Origin of the sequence: Pseudomonas sp. 22072, assembly GCF_052046095.1 — a bacterium.
Taxonomy (GTDB): Bacteria; Pseudomonadota; Gammaproteobacteria; order Pseudomonadales; family Pseudomonadaceae; genus Aquipseudomonas; species Aquipseudomonas paracarnis.
In genome coordinates this window covers 270,710-285,650 of sequence record NZ_JBQEQE010000002.1, presented here as the reverse complement: position 1 = coordinate 285,650, position 14,941 = coordinate 270,710, and the positions used below count along the sequence as shown (strand labels likewise).

The following is a 14,941-nucleotide window of genomic DNA, read 5'->3' as shown; positions in this document are numbered from 1 at the left end:
ATGATGCTGCCACCTTTGATACTTCCCAGATTCAAAACCGACATTGCGGCTGCCCGGCAGCGGTTGGGGCAAGGATTGTGTATGCCGTTCGAGGTCGCTGGGTCGAGTGGCGAGTTGAGAATGGAGCCTGGTACTGCTCCTGTGGGCATCCAGCCGCTCTGCTTCGAAACCGCCTGTGGCGTCTTGGCCTTCAGTGAGCCAGGACCACAGTTCAGCTTGATGGGTGAATGCCCCGTGACGCTCGAGCAGGCCGGGAATGATCCGGACGCCTGGTTCTGGGAGTTGTTCCAGCATCATCTGAGCCCTCAGGTGCAGGCGTTGTTTGGGTACCTGCGTTTGCTGCCAGGCGCTCGCCCCATGAACTTTGGTTGTCGACTCTGCGTGACGCTTGGGGCCTCTCGCGTGGCGGGCTATCTGTGGCTGTCTGTCGAGAGCTTTCTGGCGCTATGCAAGGCGGGGCCGTGGCGATCCAGGGCTGAGCCGATGCCGGCGCAGTTTCGGCTGGCGGTTGACGTAACGCTTGGGCACCTGCGGTTGCCCATGCACCAACTGCGCGGCTTGCGGGCTGGTGACGTGCTGGTGCTTGAGCGAGCCTTTTTCAGTGCGTCGGGAGCCGGCCACGTGCAGGTTGGCAAACAGCGCCTGGTGGGCTGGATCGACGCTGAGTCCGGGCCGATGCGCCTGACCCTTACTTCTATCGAGGATATGTTTGTGGATGAGGATTTTGCAACACAGCCCTACTCAGAGCATGAGGATGAAACAGCGGTGATGGATGTGTTCGGGCATGAACCATTCGACGAGCTGAGCATGGCGCTCAATGTACGGTGCGGTACGCTGAACCTGACCCTCGGCGAATTACGCAACCTTGCGCCCGGCGCGGTGTTGGGGGTTGCCGGCTATGCCCCCGGCACTGCCGGTCTCTATTACGGCGACCGCCCCCTCGGCCTGGGCCAGTTGGTTGAAGTGGACGGGCGGCTGGGGCTGCAGATGTCTCGCGTGATCTTTTCTCGATGAATAGTTTCCAGGGAATAGATCCGGTCGTCCTGGCAATATTTCTTGGGGCACTGTCGTTGATGCCCATGCTGTTGGTCGTCTGCACGGCGTTCCTGAAGATCGTGATTGTGCTGATGATCACCCGCAATGCCATCGGTGTGCAGCAGGTGCCTCCGGGCATGGCCATCAATGGTATTGCCCTGGCGGCAACCCTGTTCATCATGGCGCCTGTAGGTTATGAGATGGCCGAGATCGTCAAGGTGTCGCCCCTGGACCTGACCAGCGTAGGCGCACTCCAACAGACGGGAATGGAGGCGATCAAACCATTGCGCACCTTCATGCTGCGCAACAGTGACCCGGATATTCTTACCCACCTGTTGGAAAATGCCATGCGCATGTGGCCGGCGCAGATGGCGCAGGAGGTCCAACGTGAGGACCTGATCCTGCTGGCGCCGGCCTTTGTGCTGTCACAGTTGCAGGCGGGGTTCGAAATCGGCTTCCTGATCTATATCCCTTTCATCGTGATTGACCTGATCGTTTCCAATCTCCTCTTGGCTTTGGGTATGCAAATGGTCTCGCCCATGACCATTTCCCTGCCGCTCAAATTGCTCTTGTTCGTGATGGTCTCCGGGTGGTCGCGGTTGCTCGACAGCCTGTTCTTTTCCTATCTCTGAGTGACCTATGGAACCCATCGTACTGTTCAAGCAGGGCATGTTGCTGGTAGTCATGCTGACGGCGCCGCCGCTGATCGTGGCGGTGGTGGTGGGGGTCATGACCTCCCTGGTGCAGGCGCTGATGCAGGTACAGGACCAGACGTTGCCCTTCGGTATCAAGCTGGTGGCAGTGGGGATCACCCTGATCATGACCGGTCGCTGGATCGGTGTGGAGTTGATCCAGTTGATGAACTTGACCTTTGACATGATCGGTCGATCGGCCCTGCACTGAGGTCTGCCTGTGCTGTTATATCTTGAGTATTTGCCCTCCCTGCTGGTCGCCATGGCGCGTATCTACCCCTGCGCTTTCCTCGTGGCGGCATTCTGTTTTCAACATATACGCGGCATGCTGCGGCATACCATTGTGGTGGTCATGGCACTGCTGCCTGCACCTGCCATTCATGTCATGCTGGAGGGCCAGGAACACTCGGCGCTGATGCTCGGAGGGCTGGTCCTCAAAGAGTTGGCCCTGGGGTTATTGCTGGGCGTGTTGCTGTCGATGCCGTTCTGGCTGTTCGAGTCGGTCGGGGCGTTGTTGGATAACCAGCGGGGAGCTTTGGCCGGTGGTCAGCTCAACCCCTCGCTTGGGCCAGACGCGACGCCGGCCGGGCATCTGTTCAAACAATTGGCGATTTTTTTGCTGATGGCCAGTATGGGCCTCGGGGCGTTGACGCAGGTGATCTGGGACAGCTATCTGCTCTGGCCACCGACGGTGTGGTTTCCACTGCCCGCTGCCGATGGGTTCGATGTATTTGTCGGCCTGCTTGGCGATACCTTCACGCACATGATGCTCTACGCTGCCCCCTTTATTGCGGTGCTGCTGTTGCTGGAGTTCGGCATCGCGCTGCTGGGGGTCTACAGTCAGCAATTGCAAGTGAGTACGCTGGCGCCGCCCCTCAAGAGCCTGGCGGGTATCGGTGTGCTGTTGTTGTATTTTGCGTTGCTGCAGGATCTGATCGTCGGGCGCATGGGCTTGCTTAAAGACCTCAAGCACTCCCTGGGCGTGTTCTTCAAGGTCTCGCTGTCATGAGTGATTCGGGGGAAAAGAAGCACCCCGCATCAGCCAAGAAGCTGCGTGATCAGCGTAAGAAAGGCCAAGTCGCCCAAAGCCAGGATGTGGGTAAGCTACTGGTGCTGACAGCCATCAGCGAAATCGCCTTGTTCACCGCCGAGAGCAGCCTGCAACGTTTCCAGCAGTTGATGCTGCTGCCGATCACGCGTCTGTCCTTGCCTTTCCCGCAGGCGCTGGAAGAAGTGATGGTCGAAGGTTTGATGTTGTTTTTCTCCTTCGCCCTGTTGATGGCCGCGGTGGCGATTATCACGAAGCTGGTCAGCAGTTGGATGCAGTTCGGGATTCTGTTCGCGCCGGACGCCTTGAAGCTCGACTTCAATCGTCTCAACCCGCTCAGCCAACTCAAGCAAATGTTTTCTGCCCAGTCGGTAATGAACCTGTTGATGAGCATCGTCAAGGCCACACTGCTGGGCCTGATCCTGTACGTGGTGATCTGGCCTTCCCTGGGGGCGTTGATCAATATGGCCACCAGCGATCTGCAAAGCTACCTCCTGGGATTGATCGCCCTGTTCCGCTATCTGCTGCATGCCTGTCTCGGGTTATTGCTGGTGCTGGCGCTTATCGACCTGGCGATGCAGAAATACTTCTTTGCCAAGCGCATGCGCATGACCCAGGTCGAGGTCATGAAAGAGTACAAGGACATGGAGGGCGATCCCCACGTGAAGGGGCAGCGCCGCGCCCTGGCACAGCAATTGGCCCAGGAGGAGCCGAAGGTCAAGCTGCCCAAGCTGGAGGAGTCCGATATGCTGGTGGTCAACCCGACGCACTTTGCCGTGGCCTTGTATTACCGCCCCGGCAAAACGCCGCTGCCCCTGCTGGTGAGCAAAGGGACTGATGATGACGCCCGTGCGTTGATCGCTCGCGCCAAAGCGGCTGATGTACCGGTGATCCAGTGCGTGTGGCTGGCCCGTACGCTGTATACGAACAAGCTGGGGGCGACAATTCCTCGTGAAACCCTGCAGGCCGTGGCATTGATCTACCGCACCCTGCGCGAGCTTGATGATGAGGCCAAGCGTGAAACCCTGGAATTGCCGGAGCTTGATCTGCGTTGATCAGCGCCGGGTACGCGCATCCAGGGTTTCAAGGTTGGCCAACGACAACATTCGGCTGAGGAGCCTGTCGAGCAGGTTGGGCTGTGGGGGCAGTGCATGCCAGATCACCAGCGCGTCCTGTGCGTCAATGTAGATAAAGCAGCCATCGAATGCCACGGCCTGCTCGAAACGCCGCTCCAGCGCGTTCTGCAATTGTGAAGCTTGCAGCGCCTCGCGAGCCACGTGCAGGGCCAGACCCTGACGGGTTCCGGCTTGCATGTTGCTGGCTGTTACCCCCGGGCCAAGCGTCAGGTGGGNCCCACCAGGCTGTCGAGGAAGACCTGGCGTTCATCGGCCGGGGTTCCCTGGGCGCTCATCGTTCCAGCGACACCGTCTGATAGTCCGGACGCTCTCCGGCAGGGCCGGGTTCGACGCGCGTTTGTGAAGGCCACCAAATCACCAGCTTGTCCTTGGACGATTGCGGACGTGAGCAGGAGTCGCCCTTGCAGGTGGGCGTACAACCGGCGACGAGCAGCGCCGCGCCGATCAGGGTGACGTACAGCGAGCGATGTTTCATGGCTTGGCCTTTTGAGTTGGAGTGATCAGGGAGGGACGGGGCACGCTGATGTGTTCATCCTTGACCACCGGGCGCATGGCGATAAACACTTCTGCTTCCTCGCCCGGCTTGAGCCAGGCGCGGGGCCAGACACTCACGGCCAGGGTTTGCGAAGTACTGCATTCCTTTTCGTCGATGCGCACATTGCGATTGAACTGGTTGCGCAGCACCACCACGGCTACGTTGTACTGCGGGCCGGCGTACCACTGGCTGCGCTCGGTGTTCAGCGCCAGCAAGTTGCGGGTACTGCACAAGGTGTTCAGCCCCAGGGGCATCGGCGCTACCTTGAAGGCTTTGGGCACTTGCCCGGTGACCAGGTGCGCCAGGGTACTGATAATGTCGCTGCGCTTGATCACTGGCTGGTGAGGGTCGTAGCGCCTGGCCAGGGGGGTGAGAGCGGCTTGCAATTCGACCTGGTCTGCCTGGGGCAGGTAGCGTGACGGGTCGGTCTGGTCGCCGATAACGCGTGGCGTGAGGATAAATAGACGTTCGCGCCGATTGTTCTGTCGTTCAGTGGAGGAAAACAACGCCTTGCCCAACAGCGGAATATCCCCCAGCAGGGGTACTTTGCTGTGCTTGTCGGTGCTTTCGGTGACGTGGAAACCACCGACCACGAGCGAACGTTTTTCGGCCATGATGGCTTGGGTGCTGACTTTGCCTCGGCGTACATCGAAGCTACCGGGAGTAGGGTTGGCCTCTTCGAAGTTACCGTCCTCGATATCTACCAACAGCTGAATCTGATGGCCACCACGGCTCGTGATGACGCGGGGCACGACCTGGAAGCTGGTACCCACGGTGATCGGTAAAATCGTAGCGTTCTGCCGACCGCGAGTCAGGTATTGGGTCCGGTTGAAATCAATTACCGCTGGCTGGTTTTCCAGTGTCAGGACTGACGGATTGGACACCATGGTTGCCAGGCCCTTGGCTTCCAGCGCGCGTATCTCCGCGTCGAAACGACCGCGGTTTTCAATTGTCAGCTGAGCGTTGCCGGAAATCATGTTGGCTGCGCCACTGAAGCGACTGTTCTGAAAGCCCCATCTCACCCCGAATTCGCGCAGTTGCGTGCGCTCGATGTCGAGGATGATGGCATCGATTTCCACCAGTTTGCGTGCCACGTCGAGCTGGGTGATCAGTTCGCGATACATTGCCTGCCGTTCCGGCACGTCATAAATCAGGATGGCGTTATTGCGCAAGTCGGCTTCGACGCGGATACGGGCAGGGCTGAGGGGGCCCCGCCGGGTGATTGACATGCCCGTATCGGTCGAGTCGTTCAACCCGGTTGTCGGCGTGGAGCCGAGCATTTGCCCCAGCAACGGGTTGCTCAAGCGTGGCACCACCGGTGTGATGAACGGGGGCTGGGTGATGGAGCGTTGAGACTGCGCCGAAGACGATGAGGGTGAGCGCGGTTCCAGGAGCCCTCGTAGCATGGTGGCTACACCGGGGATGATGATTTTTTCGTTGCGGTATTCCATTTGGCGATCCGCCGCGCTGGCGAATTTCAGTGGGTAGCTCAGCACGCTCTGTTTTTCATCCGTAGAACGGCGCTGGCTGCTGAAGCGCTTGATCTGTTCGATATAAACCTTCGGGCCGGAGACCAGCACAACACCGTCTTCCGGCAACTCGCCCCAGCCGAAACGACTGTCGAGCAAGCCTATATCGGTCAGCGCTTGTTTGAGGTCCGCGATGGTCTCGGAGGAGACTTCCAGGCGCGCGGATTCTTGCTGGTCCAGGGTGCTGATATAGAGGGTGTTGTTATACATATACCATTGGAAACGGTGTTCGACCCCCAACCGGTCGAGCAATGATTGCGGCGTATTTGCGCGTATCTTGCCGTTGACGTTACCTTCGAGCAGGCCCTCGACCTGGAGCTGAGTACCAAATGTCTGGGCAAAATCCTCCAACACTTCGCGCACTGGCTTGTGCTGGGCTTCATAAGCGTAGGCCGTGTTCTTCCACTCAGGAGGTATTGCGGCCAGCGCGCTATCCAGTGGTAGCAGCCACCCAGGCAGCAAAATGAGCCAACACCAGGCGGCGCGGGGAGTAAAAGCAGGTACGTGAGGGCGCAAGCGTTTGTGCTTGTCGTTTTTATCAGGCATGGGAAAGTCTCTGGTTAGTACGGTGTCGAGCGCAGCGACGTGGATATGAATGTGCGTACAGGCCGCGCCTGGCGCGCGACGACGGCGCGCCAGGTGTCGCGTTGGTTGAGGAGGGACTCGAGACACTTCGCCAGCGCTTCGCCGTGCCCCCTCTCCACGCATTGAATAAGCCAAAGCGCACCGGTGGTCGGCGCCAATGCAACTGCACCGTGAAAATAGCTCAGGCTAGGGCCTCCCAGGCGCATCCAGGTGCGCAACTGGGCTTTGTGATCGCCCGCCTGGGTCAACTGGACCTTTACCAGCAGTCTGTTCGAAACGCGTTGAAAGATGATTTCGTCGTCGCTCTCAAACAAGGTGAGCTGCTCTTCGTGGCCATTCAGCCAACCGGCAAGGAGTGCTTGCAACTTATTGCACGCCATCCAGCGCTGTTTTGAGCAGTGTATGTCTGGAGCGCGTGTGTTCGTTGAACGCGATGACTGAGAGCTTCTGTTGTTTCATGAGGTTGCTGAAGTAATCGATATCTGCATCGAGCGCTTCCGGATCTTTATAGGCCGTATTCACCCGCTTGATATCAGCCTGAACTTGCCTCAATAGATGGTTTTTCAGGTTTCCGTGAAAGTCCATGATTTTTACTCCAGATGTGTCTGAACTGTGTGGCGGGTTGTTTGCCACCAGTTCCATCGGAAGAAATTTTTTTAAAGATATCGCCCGCCTCTACCGCTATGTCCCTACAAGTTTGTAAACAATATTTCTCGCATCGAGGCCCAGTCGATCCGAAAATCGCCTTCATCTGTTTCCAGTAGCAGCGATTGAGGTTTGACCTGGTCATCGGGGCGAAGCTTCCAAGGTGTAGAGCCCAGCTGGACCAAGGCTTGGGCTATCTGCTCATGCTCGAGCGGGTTGCAAACCAGGGTGGCCTTCATAGGTGGAATTTGCGTCGTTACCAACTGTTTGACCAATGCCGAAAGGCGCTTTGGGGGAGGCACTTCCTCCAACAGGCAGTGGAAGGCTCGGTTGGCGATGGATGTTGCGTAGTGTTCGAGGTTGTCACACATCGCCTTGCGTTGGCGCTCCCACGCACTGAGTTGCGCGTGGGCGCGTGACCAGAAGTCGAGGCGGGCCTGCTCAAGCATTTCTTCACGATGCTCAACCGCCTGGCGCAGCAGCTCTTCAGCTTGGGCCCGTGCGCTATCTAGCAACTGCGCGGACTGAAAGCAATCGGCGAGCATCTCCCGGGTAATCAGTACTTTTGGCTGCCCGGAAGCGCCGTCGTGCAATTCGATTTTGCGTTGGGTCAACATAGACAATGCTCTGGTGTGTTGCCGTTAACGACGAGTTGTTTCACTACCCGTTGCGTCGATACGCCAGACAATCGCCTGCCACAGCGTATTGAGCCGGCCATGCGCATCGTCAAATGGCAGGTGTGTGGTTTCAAGTGCCTGCACCCGGTCAGGCGGCAAGCGCAGACGAAGGCGTTGCCAGACAGCAGGCTCGACCCAGGCCCTCAGCAATTGCATTGGATCATCCTCCGGCTGCAACAGGGCGTCAGGGTGTAGCGCCTTGGCAAGGCGCTCACACCACTTGCGGTGTTCATCGCACAAGGGGCTGTCGAGGTTGGGATGGCACGTAAGCTCCAGCAGTGCTATCGCCAGATCGAACTGCTCCCGTGAAGCCAGGGCCAAACCAAGCACCGTTGCACAGGGAGGGGGAGGCAGGCATGGCTCGATGCCCAACGCTGCGCACGCCAGCGCGGGTTGGCTGCGGCACAAGGCGGGTACTGCGTGGTAGACGTGAGCGCTGGTCGCGTCCGGGTGCGAAAACTGCCACGGACTTGCCCACCATTGGGCCCAGGCCAGATGATCACTCATTCGCTAGAGGCGCTGGGGCGACAGGTTCCTGCCTGGATCGTTGGCTTCGTATGCGCCAGAACAGCGCCAAGGCGAGTGTCAGTATCGCGCCGATAACCAGAGCGCTCATAGCGGTACGCCAAAAACCGATGTCTTCCTCGGGGATCAGGAACGGACCGAAGTAGCTCAGGCGTTGTTGTTCCTGGTAAGCCGTTGCCGGTACAAAAACCACCGTGAGCTTCTGCGCGTTATCCAGTGCAGTGGTCATGCCAGGAATACTACTGGATACCATCCTGCGTACGCGCGCGCGGATGCTGTCGGGCTCCAGTCGTGGGTCATGTTTGATGAACACTGAGGCGGAGGCGGGTTGGACGGGCTCACCGGGAGCCACGCGTTCGGGCAGCACCACGTGCACACGAGCGACGATGACCCCATCGATGTTTGACAGGGTCGCCTCCAACTCCTGGGACAGGGCATAGATATACCGGGCACGCTCTTCCAGTGGCGTAGAGATGACGCCCTCCTTGCGGAAGGTGTCCCCCATCGTGGCACGGGCGACCTTGGGCAATCCGACCGCTTCCAGTGTGCGAACGGCGCGGCTGATATCGGCTGCATTGACACGCACCACGACGCCGTCCTTGGCAGGCACTTTTTGTGCGCGTATGTGTTTGTCAGCCAGTTCCGCGATGACCTCATTGGCATCCTGCTCGGAGAGTTGGCGATGCAGTTCGACACTTTCGCCGCAGCCGCCCAGCATCAGCGCCAGCGAGAAAACTAATCCGACGGATAGAAAACGAGTCATTTTTTCCTACTGCAGGTTGCTGATTTTTTCTAGACATTGCGCGCCCTTGCCGACGCACTTCACCAGGGTTTGGGTCAGTAGAATGGAGTCTGAAAGATTGGGGGTGTAGTTGAGCCGATTTTTTTCTTTGAACTCATTGTTGAAGTCCTTGAGACCTCGACTCATACCACTTTTAGCCTTGTCCAAATACTGCAAAGCGTCGGTCAGTGCGTTCGCGGATGGCGTGGCGGTAACCCGTTGCATCGAGGGGGCCAATAACGCGCTGAAAAAGCTCGCATCTTCGCTGTGGTGCGTAGGTTGGGTAGGGGACCTGTGGGCTGTAAGGCCGTTTTGATATTCGCGTAATACGTCGACTTCTTCTATTTGCATATGGACCTCTAAGGGGAAACCCGCCCTTTGATGACCAAGGGCGGTGAAGCTATTTAACGCAGCGCGTCGTTGTTCTTTTTCTGCTCACTGATCCTGAACGCCTCATTGCTTTCTTTCATGGATTCGCGAAGCAGTTGCTTCCTTTCTGCCTTAAGGTCTGCGTTTTCGCCACCGGTGACCGGGGGGTGGTAGCTTTGCGGGTTGATGCCAGAAATACTCATAGTGATGCTCCGCTATCTAAGAAATGACATTTGAGCCTTGATGCGTAGTTGCAATAGTGTTGCTGCCGATAGGCACTAAATATATCAGGCTCATCCTTGTGTGGTTCAGGCTCGAATATGGTTCCCGCTTTTACTTAAAGGGTGTGTCTGAAGGTGTCTTCGGTGTGGGCTGAGCAGCGGGCTACTGTATATCTAGTTGTTTCATTCGGTAGTAAAGCGTTCTCTTTGCCATGCCCAACTCTACAGCCACCTCGTCCACACAGTAGGTATGACGCCGCAGCGACTCTTCAATCAGAGCTTTCTCGATTTGTTGCAGGCGTTCTTTCAGGTTGGTGGGTTGGTTTGTAGCGTTCGAGGGCGAGCTTGATAATGGCGCCAGACCCAGCACGAAACGTTTGGCAGTCGAGCGCAGTTCACGCACATTCCCCAGCCATGGATGGCACAGCAACTGTTGGACTAGCTCACTGCAAGGGTTTGGGGCGAGACACTTATAGTGCTCGGCTTCCTCTTGAATCATACTCAGGAACAACGGGACGATTCGGTCACGGCGATTGCGCAGCGCAGGCAGATTGATATTTACGACGTTCAGGCGGAAATACAGGTCGCGCCTGAACTTTCCCTGCTCGACCATCTCATGCAGGGATTGTTGCGCAGAGGCGATGACTCGCATGTCCACCGGGATAAACCGGGTTGAGCCCAGGCGCTCGACGCCACGTGACTCCAGCACACGTAGCAGTTCGGCCTGCATGGAAAGCGGCATGCTGTCGATTTCATCCAGATACAAGGTGCCCAGGTGTGCGGTTTCGATAAAACCCGCACGTGATTGCACTGCTCCTGTATAGGCGCCGCTGTTGACGCCGAACAGTTGGCTCTCTGCGAGGCTTTCCGGGATGGCGGCGCAGTTCACTGCGACAAAATGACCTCGTCGCCTCGACAAACGATGGATTCGTTGGGCCAGGGTATCCTTGCCAGTACCCGTCTCCCCCAACAACAAAATATCGATATCGAGCGCTGCGGTACTCTTGAGCGTACGTTCGATATCCAAGGTTTCAACAGAAGGGAAGTATGTCTCATTTGTTGTCTTGTAAGAGGCTGACATAGTCAGGGTGCTCCACTATCGCTATCACTTCACTGTTGATAGAACGCTGTTGGCGTGCGGTCAGTAGAGCGCAAATAATCAAAAATGTCATCGTGCTTATTAGTATGAAAATACTGCGCGAGAGCGTGTCAAATATTAACTATGTCAGGGCGCTGTATTGTTCAAGTGCATTCTTGATGGTTGTTGAATCTTTAGTGTAGGAGAAGACTTAAGGCTTGAAGGATTCATCGTTTAAATCGATCAAGGGTTATGAGTGATTAAGTTTTCTATGTGTGGGGCTTTTAGTTGGGTGGCAGGTAGAAACAGGAGGCAATAAAAAACCGACGCAACGCGTCGGTTTTTTTGTATCGGGCAGAGGTTCAGCTAACGCTTACACGTTGAAACGGAAGTGCATCACATCGCCATCTTTGACAATGTAATCCTTACCTTCCAGGCGCCACTTACCGGCTTCCTTGGCACCGGCTTCACCCTTGAACTGGATGAAGTCGTTGTAAGCGATCACCTCAGCGCGGATAAAGCCTTTCTCAAAGTCGGTGTGGATCACGCCAGCCGCCTGTGGCGCGGTAGCACCGACCTTGACGGTCCAGGCGCGGACTTCTTCGACACCGGCGGTGAAGTAGGTCTGCAGGTTGAGCATTTCGTAGCCGGCGCGGATCACGCGGTTCAGGCCCGGCTCTTCCAGGCCCAGGGCCTCGAGGAACATGTCTTTTTCTTCGCCGTCATCGAGCTCGGCGATTTCCGCTTCGATCTTGTTACACACCGGAACAACGATGGCGCCTTCTTCGTCGGCAATGGCCTTGACCACGTCGAGCAGCGGGTTGTTCTCAAAGCCGTCTTCGGCAACGTTGGCGATGTACATCACAGGCTTGGTGGTCAGCAGGTGGAAGCCCTTGATCACGGCCTTCTCATCGGCCCCCATATTCTTCATCAGGCTGCGCGCCGGTTTGCCTTCGGTAAAGTGCGCGATCAACTGCTCCAGCAGGCCCTTCTGGACCACTGCATCCTTGTCGCCGCCCTTGGCGTTACGCGCGACTTTCTGCAGTTGCTTTTCGCAGCTGTCGAGGTCGGCGAAGATCAGTTCCAGGTCGATGATCTCGATGTCGCGCTTGGGGTCTACGCTGTTGGAGACGTGAATCACATTCTCGTCTTCAAAGCAGCGGACCACGTGGGCGATAGCATCGGTTTCGCGGATGTTGGCCAGGAACTTGTTGCCCAGGCCTTCACCTTTCGAGGCGCCGGCGACGAGGCCCGCGATGTCGACGAACTCCATGGTGGTCGGCAGGATGCGCTTGGGATTGACGATGGCCGCCAGTGCGTCAAGACGCGGGTCCGGCATTGGTACGATGCCGCTGTTGGGTTCGATGGTGCAGAAGGGGAAGTTCTCCGCCGCAATACCGGACTTGGTCAGGGCGTTGAACAGGGTGGACTTGCCGACGTTGGGCAGGCCGACGATGCCGCAATTGAATCCCATGGTGTTTCCCCTCGGATAAGAGTCAAGCCTTCTGGCTGTGCAGGTTTTTCATCGCACGGTTCCATTCACCGGCGAAGATATCCGGCAGCACGCCGAGGGCAAAATCGATGCTGGCATCGAGTTTTTCCTGTTCGGCGCGTGGCGCACGACCCAGGACGAAATTTGAAACCATACTGGCAACGCCTGGGTGGCCAATGCCGAGCCGCAGACGGTAAAAATTATTCTGATTGCCCAACTGCGCGATGATGTCACGCAGGCCATTGTGCCCACCATGCCCGCCGCCGAGCTTGAGCTTGGCTACGCCGGGTGGCAGGTCCAGTTCGTCATGGGCCACCAGGATTTCTTCGGGTTTGATCCGGAAGAAGCCCGCAAGCGCCGCGACAGCCTGGCCGCTGCGGTTCATGTAGGTGGTGGGAATCAACAGACGAACATCCTGACCCTGATGCGAGAAGCGCCCGGTCAGGCCAAAATATTTGCGATCGACCACCAGATTGATGCCTTGGGCGTGGGCGATACGCTCAACAAAAAGGGCCCCCGCGTTATGCCGGGTCTGTTCGTATTCGGCGCCTGGATTTCCCAGGCCAACGATCAGTTTAATGGCAGTCACGACAGGGGCCCTTCCTTTGGAGTTGTGGATAACATCGCCGTACCCAGATGCGGCGAAAGTGGACGACACTACATCATTTACTCAAGAGTAAACGCCGCGTTATCGCCCGCTTTCTCGCTACGTTTCGGTCCGCGATGTTTCCTCAAGCTCCGGCAATACAGAGTGAATTACTCTGCAGCGCCTTCTTCAGCTTCTTCTGGAGCAACGCGTGGAGCGTGAACGTTGGCAACAGCTTTGTCATCACCGTGAGCCAGTGCAACAAACTCAACGCCTTTAGGGGCCTTGAGGTCGGACAGGTGAACGATGGCGCCGATTTCCAGAGCCGACAGGTCGACTTCGATGAACTCAGGCAGGTCTTTCGGCAGGCAGGTCACTTCGATTTCGTTCAGGACGTGAGAGATCTCGCCGCCTTTCTTGACCGGAGCTTCTTCACCCACAAAGTGCACAGGCACGATGGCGGTCAGTTTCTGGCCAGCTACAACGCGAACGAAGTCAGCGTGCATGATGAACTGCTTGGAAGGGTGACGCTGCATTGCTTTAACGATGACGTTCTGCTTGGCGCCGTCGACGTTCAGCTCGATAACGTGGCTGTAGGCAGCTTCGTTTTCGAACAGCTTGGCGATTTCCTTGGCCAGGATGGTCACGGATTCAGCAGGCTTGTTACCACCGTAGACAACGGCTGGGATGTTGGCGGCGTGACGCAGGCGGCGGCTCGCACCTTTCCCCAGGTCAGTACGCGCTTGGGCGTTCAGAGTAAATTCGTTCATGTTGTATCTCCAAAATAGCCATCATCGAGGGGCGTTTGCGACCAGCGCCGAACTCGATATGGGCAAAAAAGCCCCGCCCCAGCGGAATGCTGGGGCGGGGCGCTTTTCGTCAGTGAGGTGATCCGTTGGTTTGACCCTTAACGGAACATCGCGCTGATCGATTCTTCATTGCTGATGCGGCGAACCGCTTCGGCAACGACCGGTGCAATATCCAGTTGGCGGATACGTGCACAGGCTTGAGCTGCGGCGGACAACGGGATGGTGTTGGTCACCACCAGTTCGTCCAGCACGGAGTTCTCGATGTTCTCGATCGCTCGGCCCGACAGCACAGGGTGTGTGCAGTAGGCGAAGACTTTTGCTGCACCGTGCTCTTTCAAGGCTTTCGCCGCGTGGCACAGGGTGCCGGCGGTGTCGACCATGTCATCAACCAGAATACAGGTGCGCCCTTCGACATCACCGATGATATGCATCACTTCAGAGTGATTGGCTTTCTCACGGCGTTTGTCGATGATCCCGAGGTCCACGCCCAGGGATTTGGCAACAGCCCGTGCACGCACGACGCCACCAATGTCCGGGGACACGATCATCAGGTTTTCAAAGCGCTGGTCTTCGATGTCATCCACCAGGACGGGGGAGCCGTAGATGTTATCTACTGGAATATCGAAGAACCCCTGGATTTGGTCAGCGTGCAGGTCAACCGTGAGCACACGGTCGATACCTACCACGGTCAGCATGTCAGCAACGACTTTCGCGCTGATAGCTACACGTGCGGAGCGCGGACGGCGATCCTGACGGGCATAACCAAAGTAAGGGATTACAGCTGTGATTCGAGTCGCTGAGGAGCGGCGGAAGGCATCAGCCATCACGACGAGTTCCATCAGGTTATCGTTGGTCGGAGCGCAGGTCGGCTGAATAATGAAGACGTCTTTACCGCGGACATTTTCATTGATCTCGGCTGTAATTTCGCCGTCGGAGAATTTACCGACAGAGATGTCACCGAGAGGGATATGCAGCTGACGTACGACACGTCGAGCCAGATCGGGGTTGGCATTCCCCGTAAAGACCATCATCTTGGACACGCGCAGTACCTAGAGGCTGAGGGTAACCTGGATGAGTATTAGAAAATGGCAGGGGCGGCTGGATTCGAACCAACGCATGGCAGGATCAAAACCTGCTGCCTTACCGCTTGGCGACGCCCCTGTATCTGTTGCAACGAGTGCCTAACACTCGGTTCCTT

General features: G+C 57.2%; 20 protein-coding genes and 1 tRNA gene. 5 read left to right on the top strand and 16 right to left on the bottom strand.

Annotated elements, in window-relative coordinates; genetic code table 11:
* The 5 genes from ACTJLA_RS03460 to sctU are packed head-to-tail and all read left to right on the top strand — an operon-like array spanning nt 1 to nt 3,830.
* On the top strand, nt 1-1,014 hold the full coding sequence (locus ACTJLA_RS03460) for a FliM/FliN family flagellar motor switch protein (protein ID WP_440840644.1): 1,014 nt from the start codon (nt 1-3) through the stop codon (nt 1,012-1,014).
* A complete protein-coding gene (gene sctR / locus ACTJLA_RS03455; protein ID WP_034128098.1) occupies nt 1,011-1,667 on the top strand; it encodes a type III secretion system export apparatus subunit SctR in 657 nt (218 codons plus the stop codon). Before ACTJLA_RS03460 ends, sctR begins: the two co-directional genes overlap by 4 nt.
* 7 nt (nt 1,668-1,674) lie before the next feature.
* Nucleotides 1,675-1,938 carry a type III secretion system export apparatus subunit SctS gene (sctS, locus tag ACTJLA_RS03450; protein ID WP_034128097.1) on the top strand — a complete coding sequence of 88 codons (264 nt, stop codon included), beginning with the start codon at nt 1,675-1,677 and terminating at the stop codon, nt 1,936-1,938.
* A 9-nt stretch (nt 1,939-1,947) separates the two neighbouring features.
* On the top strand, nt 1,948-2,736 hold the full coding sequence (sctT, locus tag ACTJLA_RS03445) for a type III secretion system export apparatus subunit SctT (protein ID WP_054897140.1): 789 nt from the start codon (nt 1,948-1,950) through the stop codon (nt 2,734-2,736).
* A complete protein-coding gene (sctU, locus tag ACTJLA_RS03440) occupies nt 2,733-3,830 on the top strand; it encodes a type III secretion system export apparatus subunit SctU (RefSeq protein WP_034128095.1) in 1,098 nt (365 codons plus the stop codon). The genes sctT and sctU overlap by 4 nt, the downstream gene beginning before the upstream one ends.
* Here sctU and ACTJLA_RS03435 read toward each other — a convergent pair whose 3' ends face one another.
* From ACTJLA_RS03435 to ACTJLA_RS03360, 16 genes are all read right to left on the bottom strand, one after another.
* Nucleotides 3,831-4,088, bottom strand: coding sequence for a transcriptional regulator (locus tag ACTJLA_RS03435; protein WP_332873873.1), 258 nt, complete (start codon nt 4,086-4,088; stop codon nt 3,831-3,833).
* Between the two features lie 94 nt (nt 4,089-4,182).
* A complete protein-coding gene (gene hrpT / locus ACTJLA_RS03430; protein ID WP_054897139.1) occupies nt 4,183-4,386 on the bottom strand; it encodes an HrpT family type III secretion system protein in 204 nt (67 codons plus the stop codon).
* Nucleotides 4,383-6,521 (bottom strand): type III secretion system outer membrane ring subunit SctC, encoded by a 2,139-nt coding sequence (gene sctC / locus ACTJLA_RS03425; RefSeq protein WP_440840643.1) that lies wholly within the window; start codon nt 6,519-6,521, stop codon nt 4,383-4,385. Before sctC ends, hrpT begins: the two co-directional genes overlap by 4 nt.
* A 14-nt stretch (nt 6,522-6,535) precedes the next feature.
* Nucleotides 6,536-6,925 (bottom strand): type III secretion system chaperone, encoded by a 390-nt coding sequence (locus tag ACTJLA_RS03420; RefSeq protein ID WP_034128091.1) that lies wholly within the window; start codon nt 6,923-6,925, stop codon nt 6,536-6,538.
* A 1-nt stretch (nt 6,926) separates the two neighbouring features.
* Complete coding sequence (locus tag ACTJLA_RS03415) at nt 6,927-7,145, bottom strand: hypothetical protein (RefSeq protein WP_034128090.1); 219 nt, start codon at nt 7,143-7,145, stop codon at nt 6,927-6,929.
* A gap of 104 nt (nt 7,146-7,249) precedes the next feature.
* Nucleotides 7,250-7,822: a type III secretion system stator protein SctL gene (gene sctL, locus ACTJLA_RS03410; protein WP_054897137.1), complete on the bottom strand. Its 573-nt coding sequence runs from the start codon at nt 7,820-7,822 to the stop codon at nt 7,250-7,252.
* A gap of 24 nt (nt 7,823-7,846) precedes the next feature.
* Entirely contained in the window at nt 7,847-8,212 is a 366-nt protein-coding gene (locus tag ACTJLA_RS03405) for a type III secretion protein (RefSeq protein ID WP_374935844.1), read from the bottom strand.
* A 169-nt stretch (nt 8,213-8,381) separates the two neighbouring features.
* Complete coding sequence (gene sctJ / locus ACTJLA_RS03400) at nt 8,382-9,170, bottom strand: type III secretion system inner membrane ring lipoprotein SctJ (protein ID WP_060764129.1); 789 nt, start codon at nt 9,168-9,170, stop codon at nt 8,382-8,384.
* Nucleotides 9,171-9,176: 6 nt separating this feature from the next.
* Nucleotides 9,177-9,539, bottom strand: coding sequence for a hypothetical protein (locus ACTJLA_RS03395; protein ID WP_057977397.1), 363 nt, complete (start codon nt 9,537-9,539; stop codon nt 9,177-9,179).
* A 53-nt stretch (nt 9,540-9,592) separates the two neighbouring features.
* Nucleotides 9,593-9,760, bottom strand: a complete 168-nt coding sequence (locus ACTJLA_RS03390) for a hypothetical protein (protein WP_034128085.1) — start codon at nt 9,758-9,760, stop codon at nt 9,593-9,595.
* Nucleotides 9,761-9,941: 181 nt separating this feature from the next.
* Nucleotides 9,942-10,859 (bottom strand): sigma 54-interacting transcriptional regulator, encoded by a 918-nt coding sequence (locus tag ACTJLA_RS03385; protein ID WP_440840642.1) that lies wholly within the window; start codon nt 10,857-10,859, stop codon nt 9,942-9,944.
* A 370-nt stretch (nt 10,860-11,229) separates the two neighbouring features.
* Nucleotides 11,230-12,330 carry a redox-regulated ATPase YchF gene (gene ychF / locus ACTJLA_RS03380; protein ID WP_014716830.1) on the bottom strand — a complete coding sequence of 367 codons (1,101 nt, stop codon included), beginning with the start codon at nt 12,328-12,330 and terminating at the stop codon, nt 11,230-11,232.
* A gap of 22 nt (nt 12,331-12,352) precedes the next feature.
* Nucleotides 12,353-12,937, bottom strand: coding sequence for an aminoacyl-tRNA hydrolase (pth, locus tag ACTJLA_RS03375; protein WP_054921813.1), 585 nt, complete (start codon nt 12,935-12,937; stop codon nt 12,353-12,355).
* A gap of 167 nt (nt 12,938-13,104) precedes the next feature.
* Nucleotides 13,105-13,704: a 50S ribosomal protein L25/general stress protein Ctc gene (locus tag ACTJLA_RS03370; protein ID WP_003188351.1), complete on the bottom strand. Its 600-nt coding sequence runs from the start codon at nt 13,702-13,704 to the stop codon at nt 13,105-13,107.
* Nucleotides 13,705-13,841: 137 nt separating this feature from the next.
* Entirely contained in the window at nt 13,842-14,783 is a 942-nt protein-coding gene (locus tag ACTJLA_RS03365) for a ribose-phosphate pyrophosphokinase (RefSeq protein WP_003171603.1), read from the bottom strand.
* A 46-nt stretch (nt 14,784-14,829) separates the two neighbouring features.
* Nucleotides 14,830-14,904, bottom strand: a tRNA-Gln gene (locus ACTJLA_RS03360).
* Nucleotides 14,905-14,941 lie beyond the last annotated feature (37 nt).

What these genes read in the sequence shown, in the direction of transcription:
- ACTJLA_RS03460 (WP_440840644.1), top strand. Translation starts at nt 1, where the DNA reads ATGATGCTGCCACCTTTGATACTTCCCAGATTCAAAACCGACATTGCG.
- sctR (WP_034128098.1), top strand. Translation starts at nt 1,011, where the DNA reads ATGAATAGTTTCCAGGGAATAGATCCGGTCGTCCTGGCAATATTTCTT.
- sctS (WP_034128097.1), top strand. Translation starts at nt 1,675, where the DNA reads ATGGAACCCATCGTACTGTTCAAGCAGGGCATGTTGCTGGTAGTCATG.
- sctU (WP_034128095.1), top strand. Translation starts at nt 2,733, where the DNA reads ATGAGTGATTCGGGGGAAAAGAAGCACCCCGCATCAGCCAAGAAGCTG.
- ACTJLA_RS03435 (WP_332873873.1), bottom strand. Translation starts at nt 4,088, where the DNA reads ATGCAAGCCGGAACCCGTCAGGGTCTGGCCCTGCACGTGGCTCGCGAG.
- hrpT (WP_054897139.1), bottom strand. Translation starts at nt 4,386, where the DNA reads ATGAAACATCGCTCGCTGTACGTCACCCTGATCGGCGCGGCGCTGCTC.
- sctC (WP_440840643.1), bottom strand. Translation starts at nt 6,521, where the DNA reads ATGCCTGATAAAAACGACAAGCACAAACGCTTGCGCCCTCACGTACCT.
- ACTJLA_RS03415 (WP_034128090.1), bottom strand. Translation starts at nt 7,145, where the DNA reads ATGGACTTTCACGGAAACCTGAAAAACCATCTATTGAGGCAAGTTCAG.
- sctL (WP_054897137.1), bottom strand. Translation starts at nt 7,822, where the DNA reads ATGTTGACCCAACGCAAAATCGAATTGCACGACGGCGCTTCCGGGCAG.
- sctJ (WP_060764129.1), bottom strand. Translation starts at nt 9,170, where the DNA reads ATGACTCGTTTTCTATCCGTCGGATTAGTTTTCTCGCTGGCGCTGATG.
- ACTJLA_RS03395 (WP_057977397.1), bottom strand. Translation starts at nt 9,539, where the DNA reads ATGCAAATAGAAGAAGTCGACGTATTACGCGAATATCAAAACGGCCTT.
- ACTJLA_RS03390 (WP_034128085.1), bottom strand. Translation starts at nt 9,760, where the DNA reads ATGAGTATTTCTGGCATCAACCCGCAAAGCTACCACCCCCCGGTCACC.
- ACTJLA_RS03385 (WP_440840642.1), bottom strand. Translation starts at nt 10,859, where the DNA reads ATGTCAGCCTCTTACAAGACAACAAATGAGACATACTTCCCTTCTGTT.
- ychF (WP_014716830.1), bottom strand. Translation starts at nt 12,330, where the DNA reads ATGGGATTCAATTGCGGCATCGTCGGCCTGCCCAACGTCGGCAAGTCC.
- ACTJLA_RS03370 (WP_003188351.1), bottom strand. Translation starts at nt 13,704, where the DNA reads ATGAACGAATTTACTCTGAACGCCCAAGCGCGTACTGACCTGGGGAAA.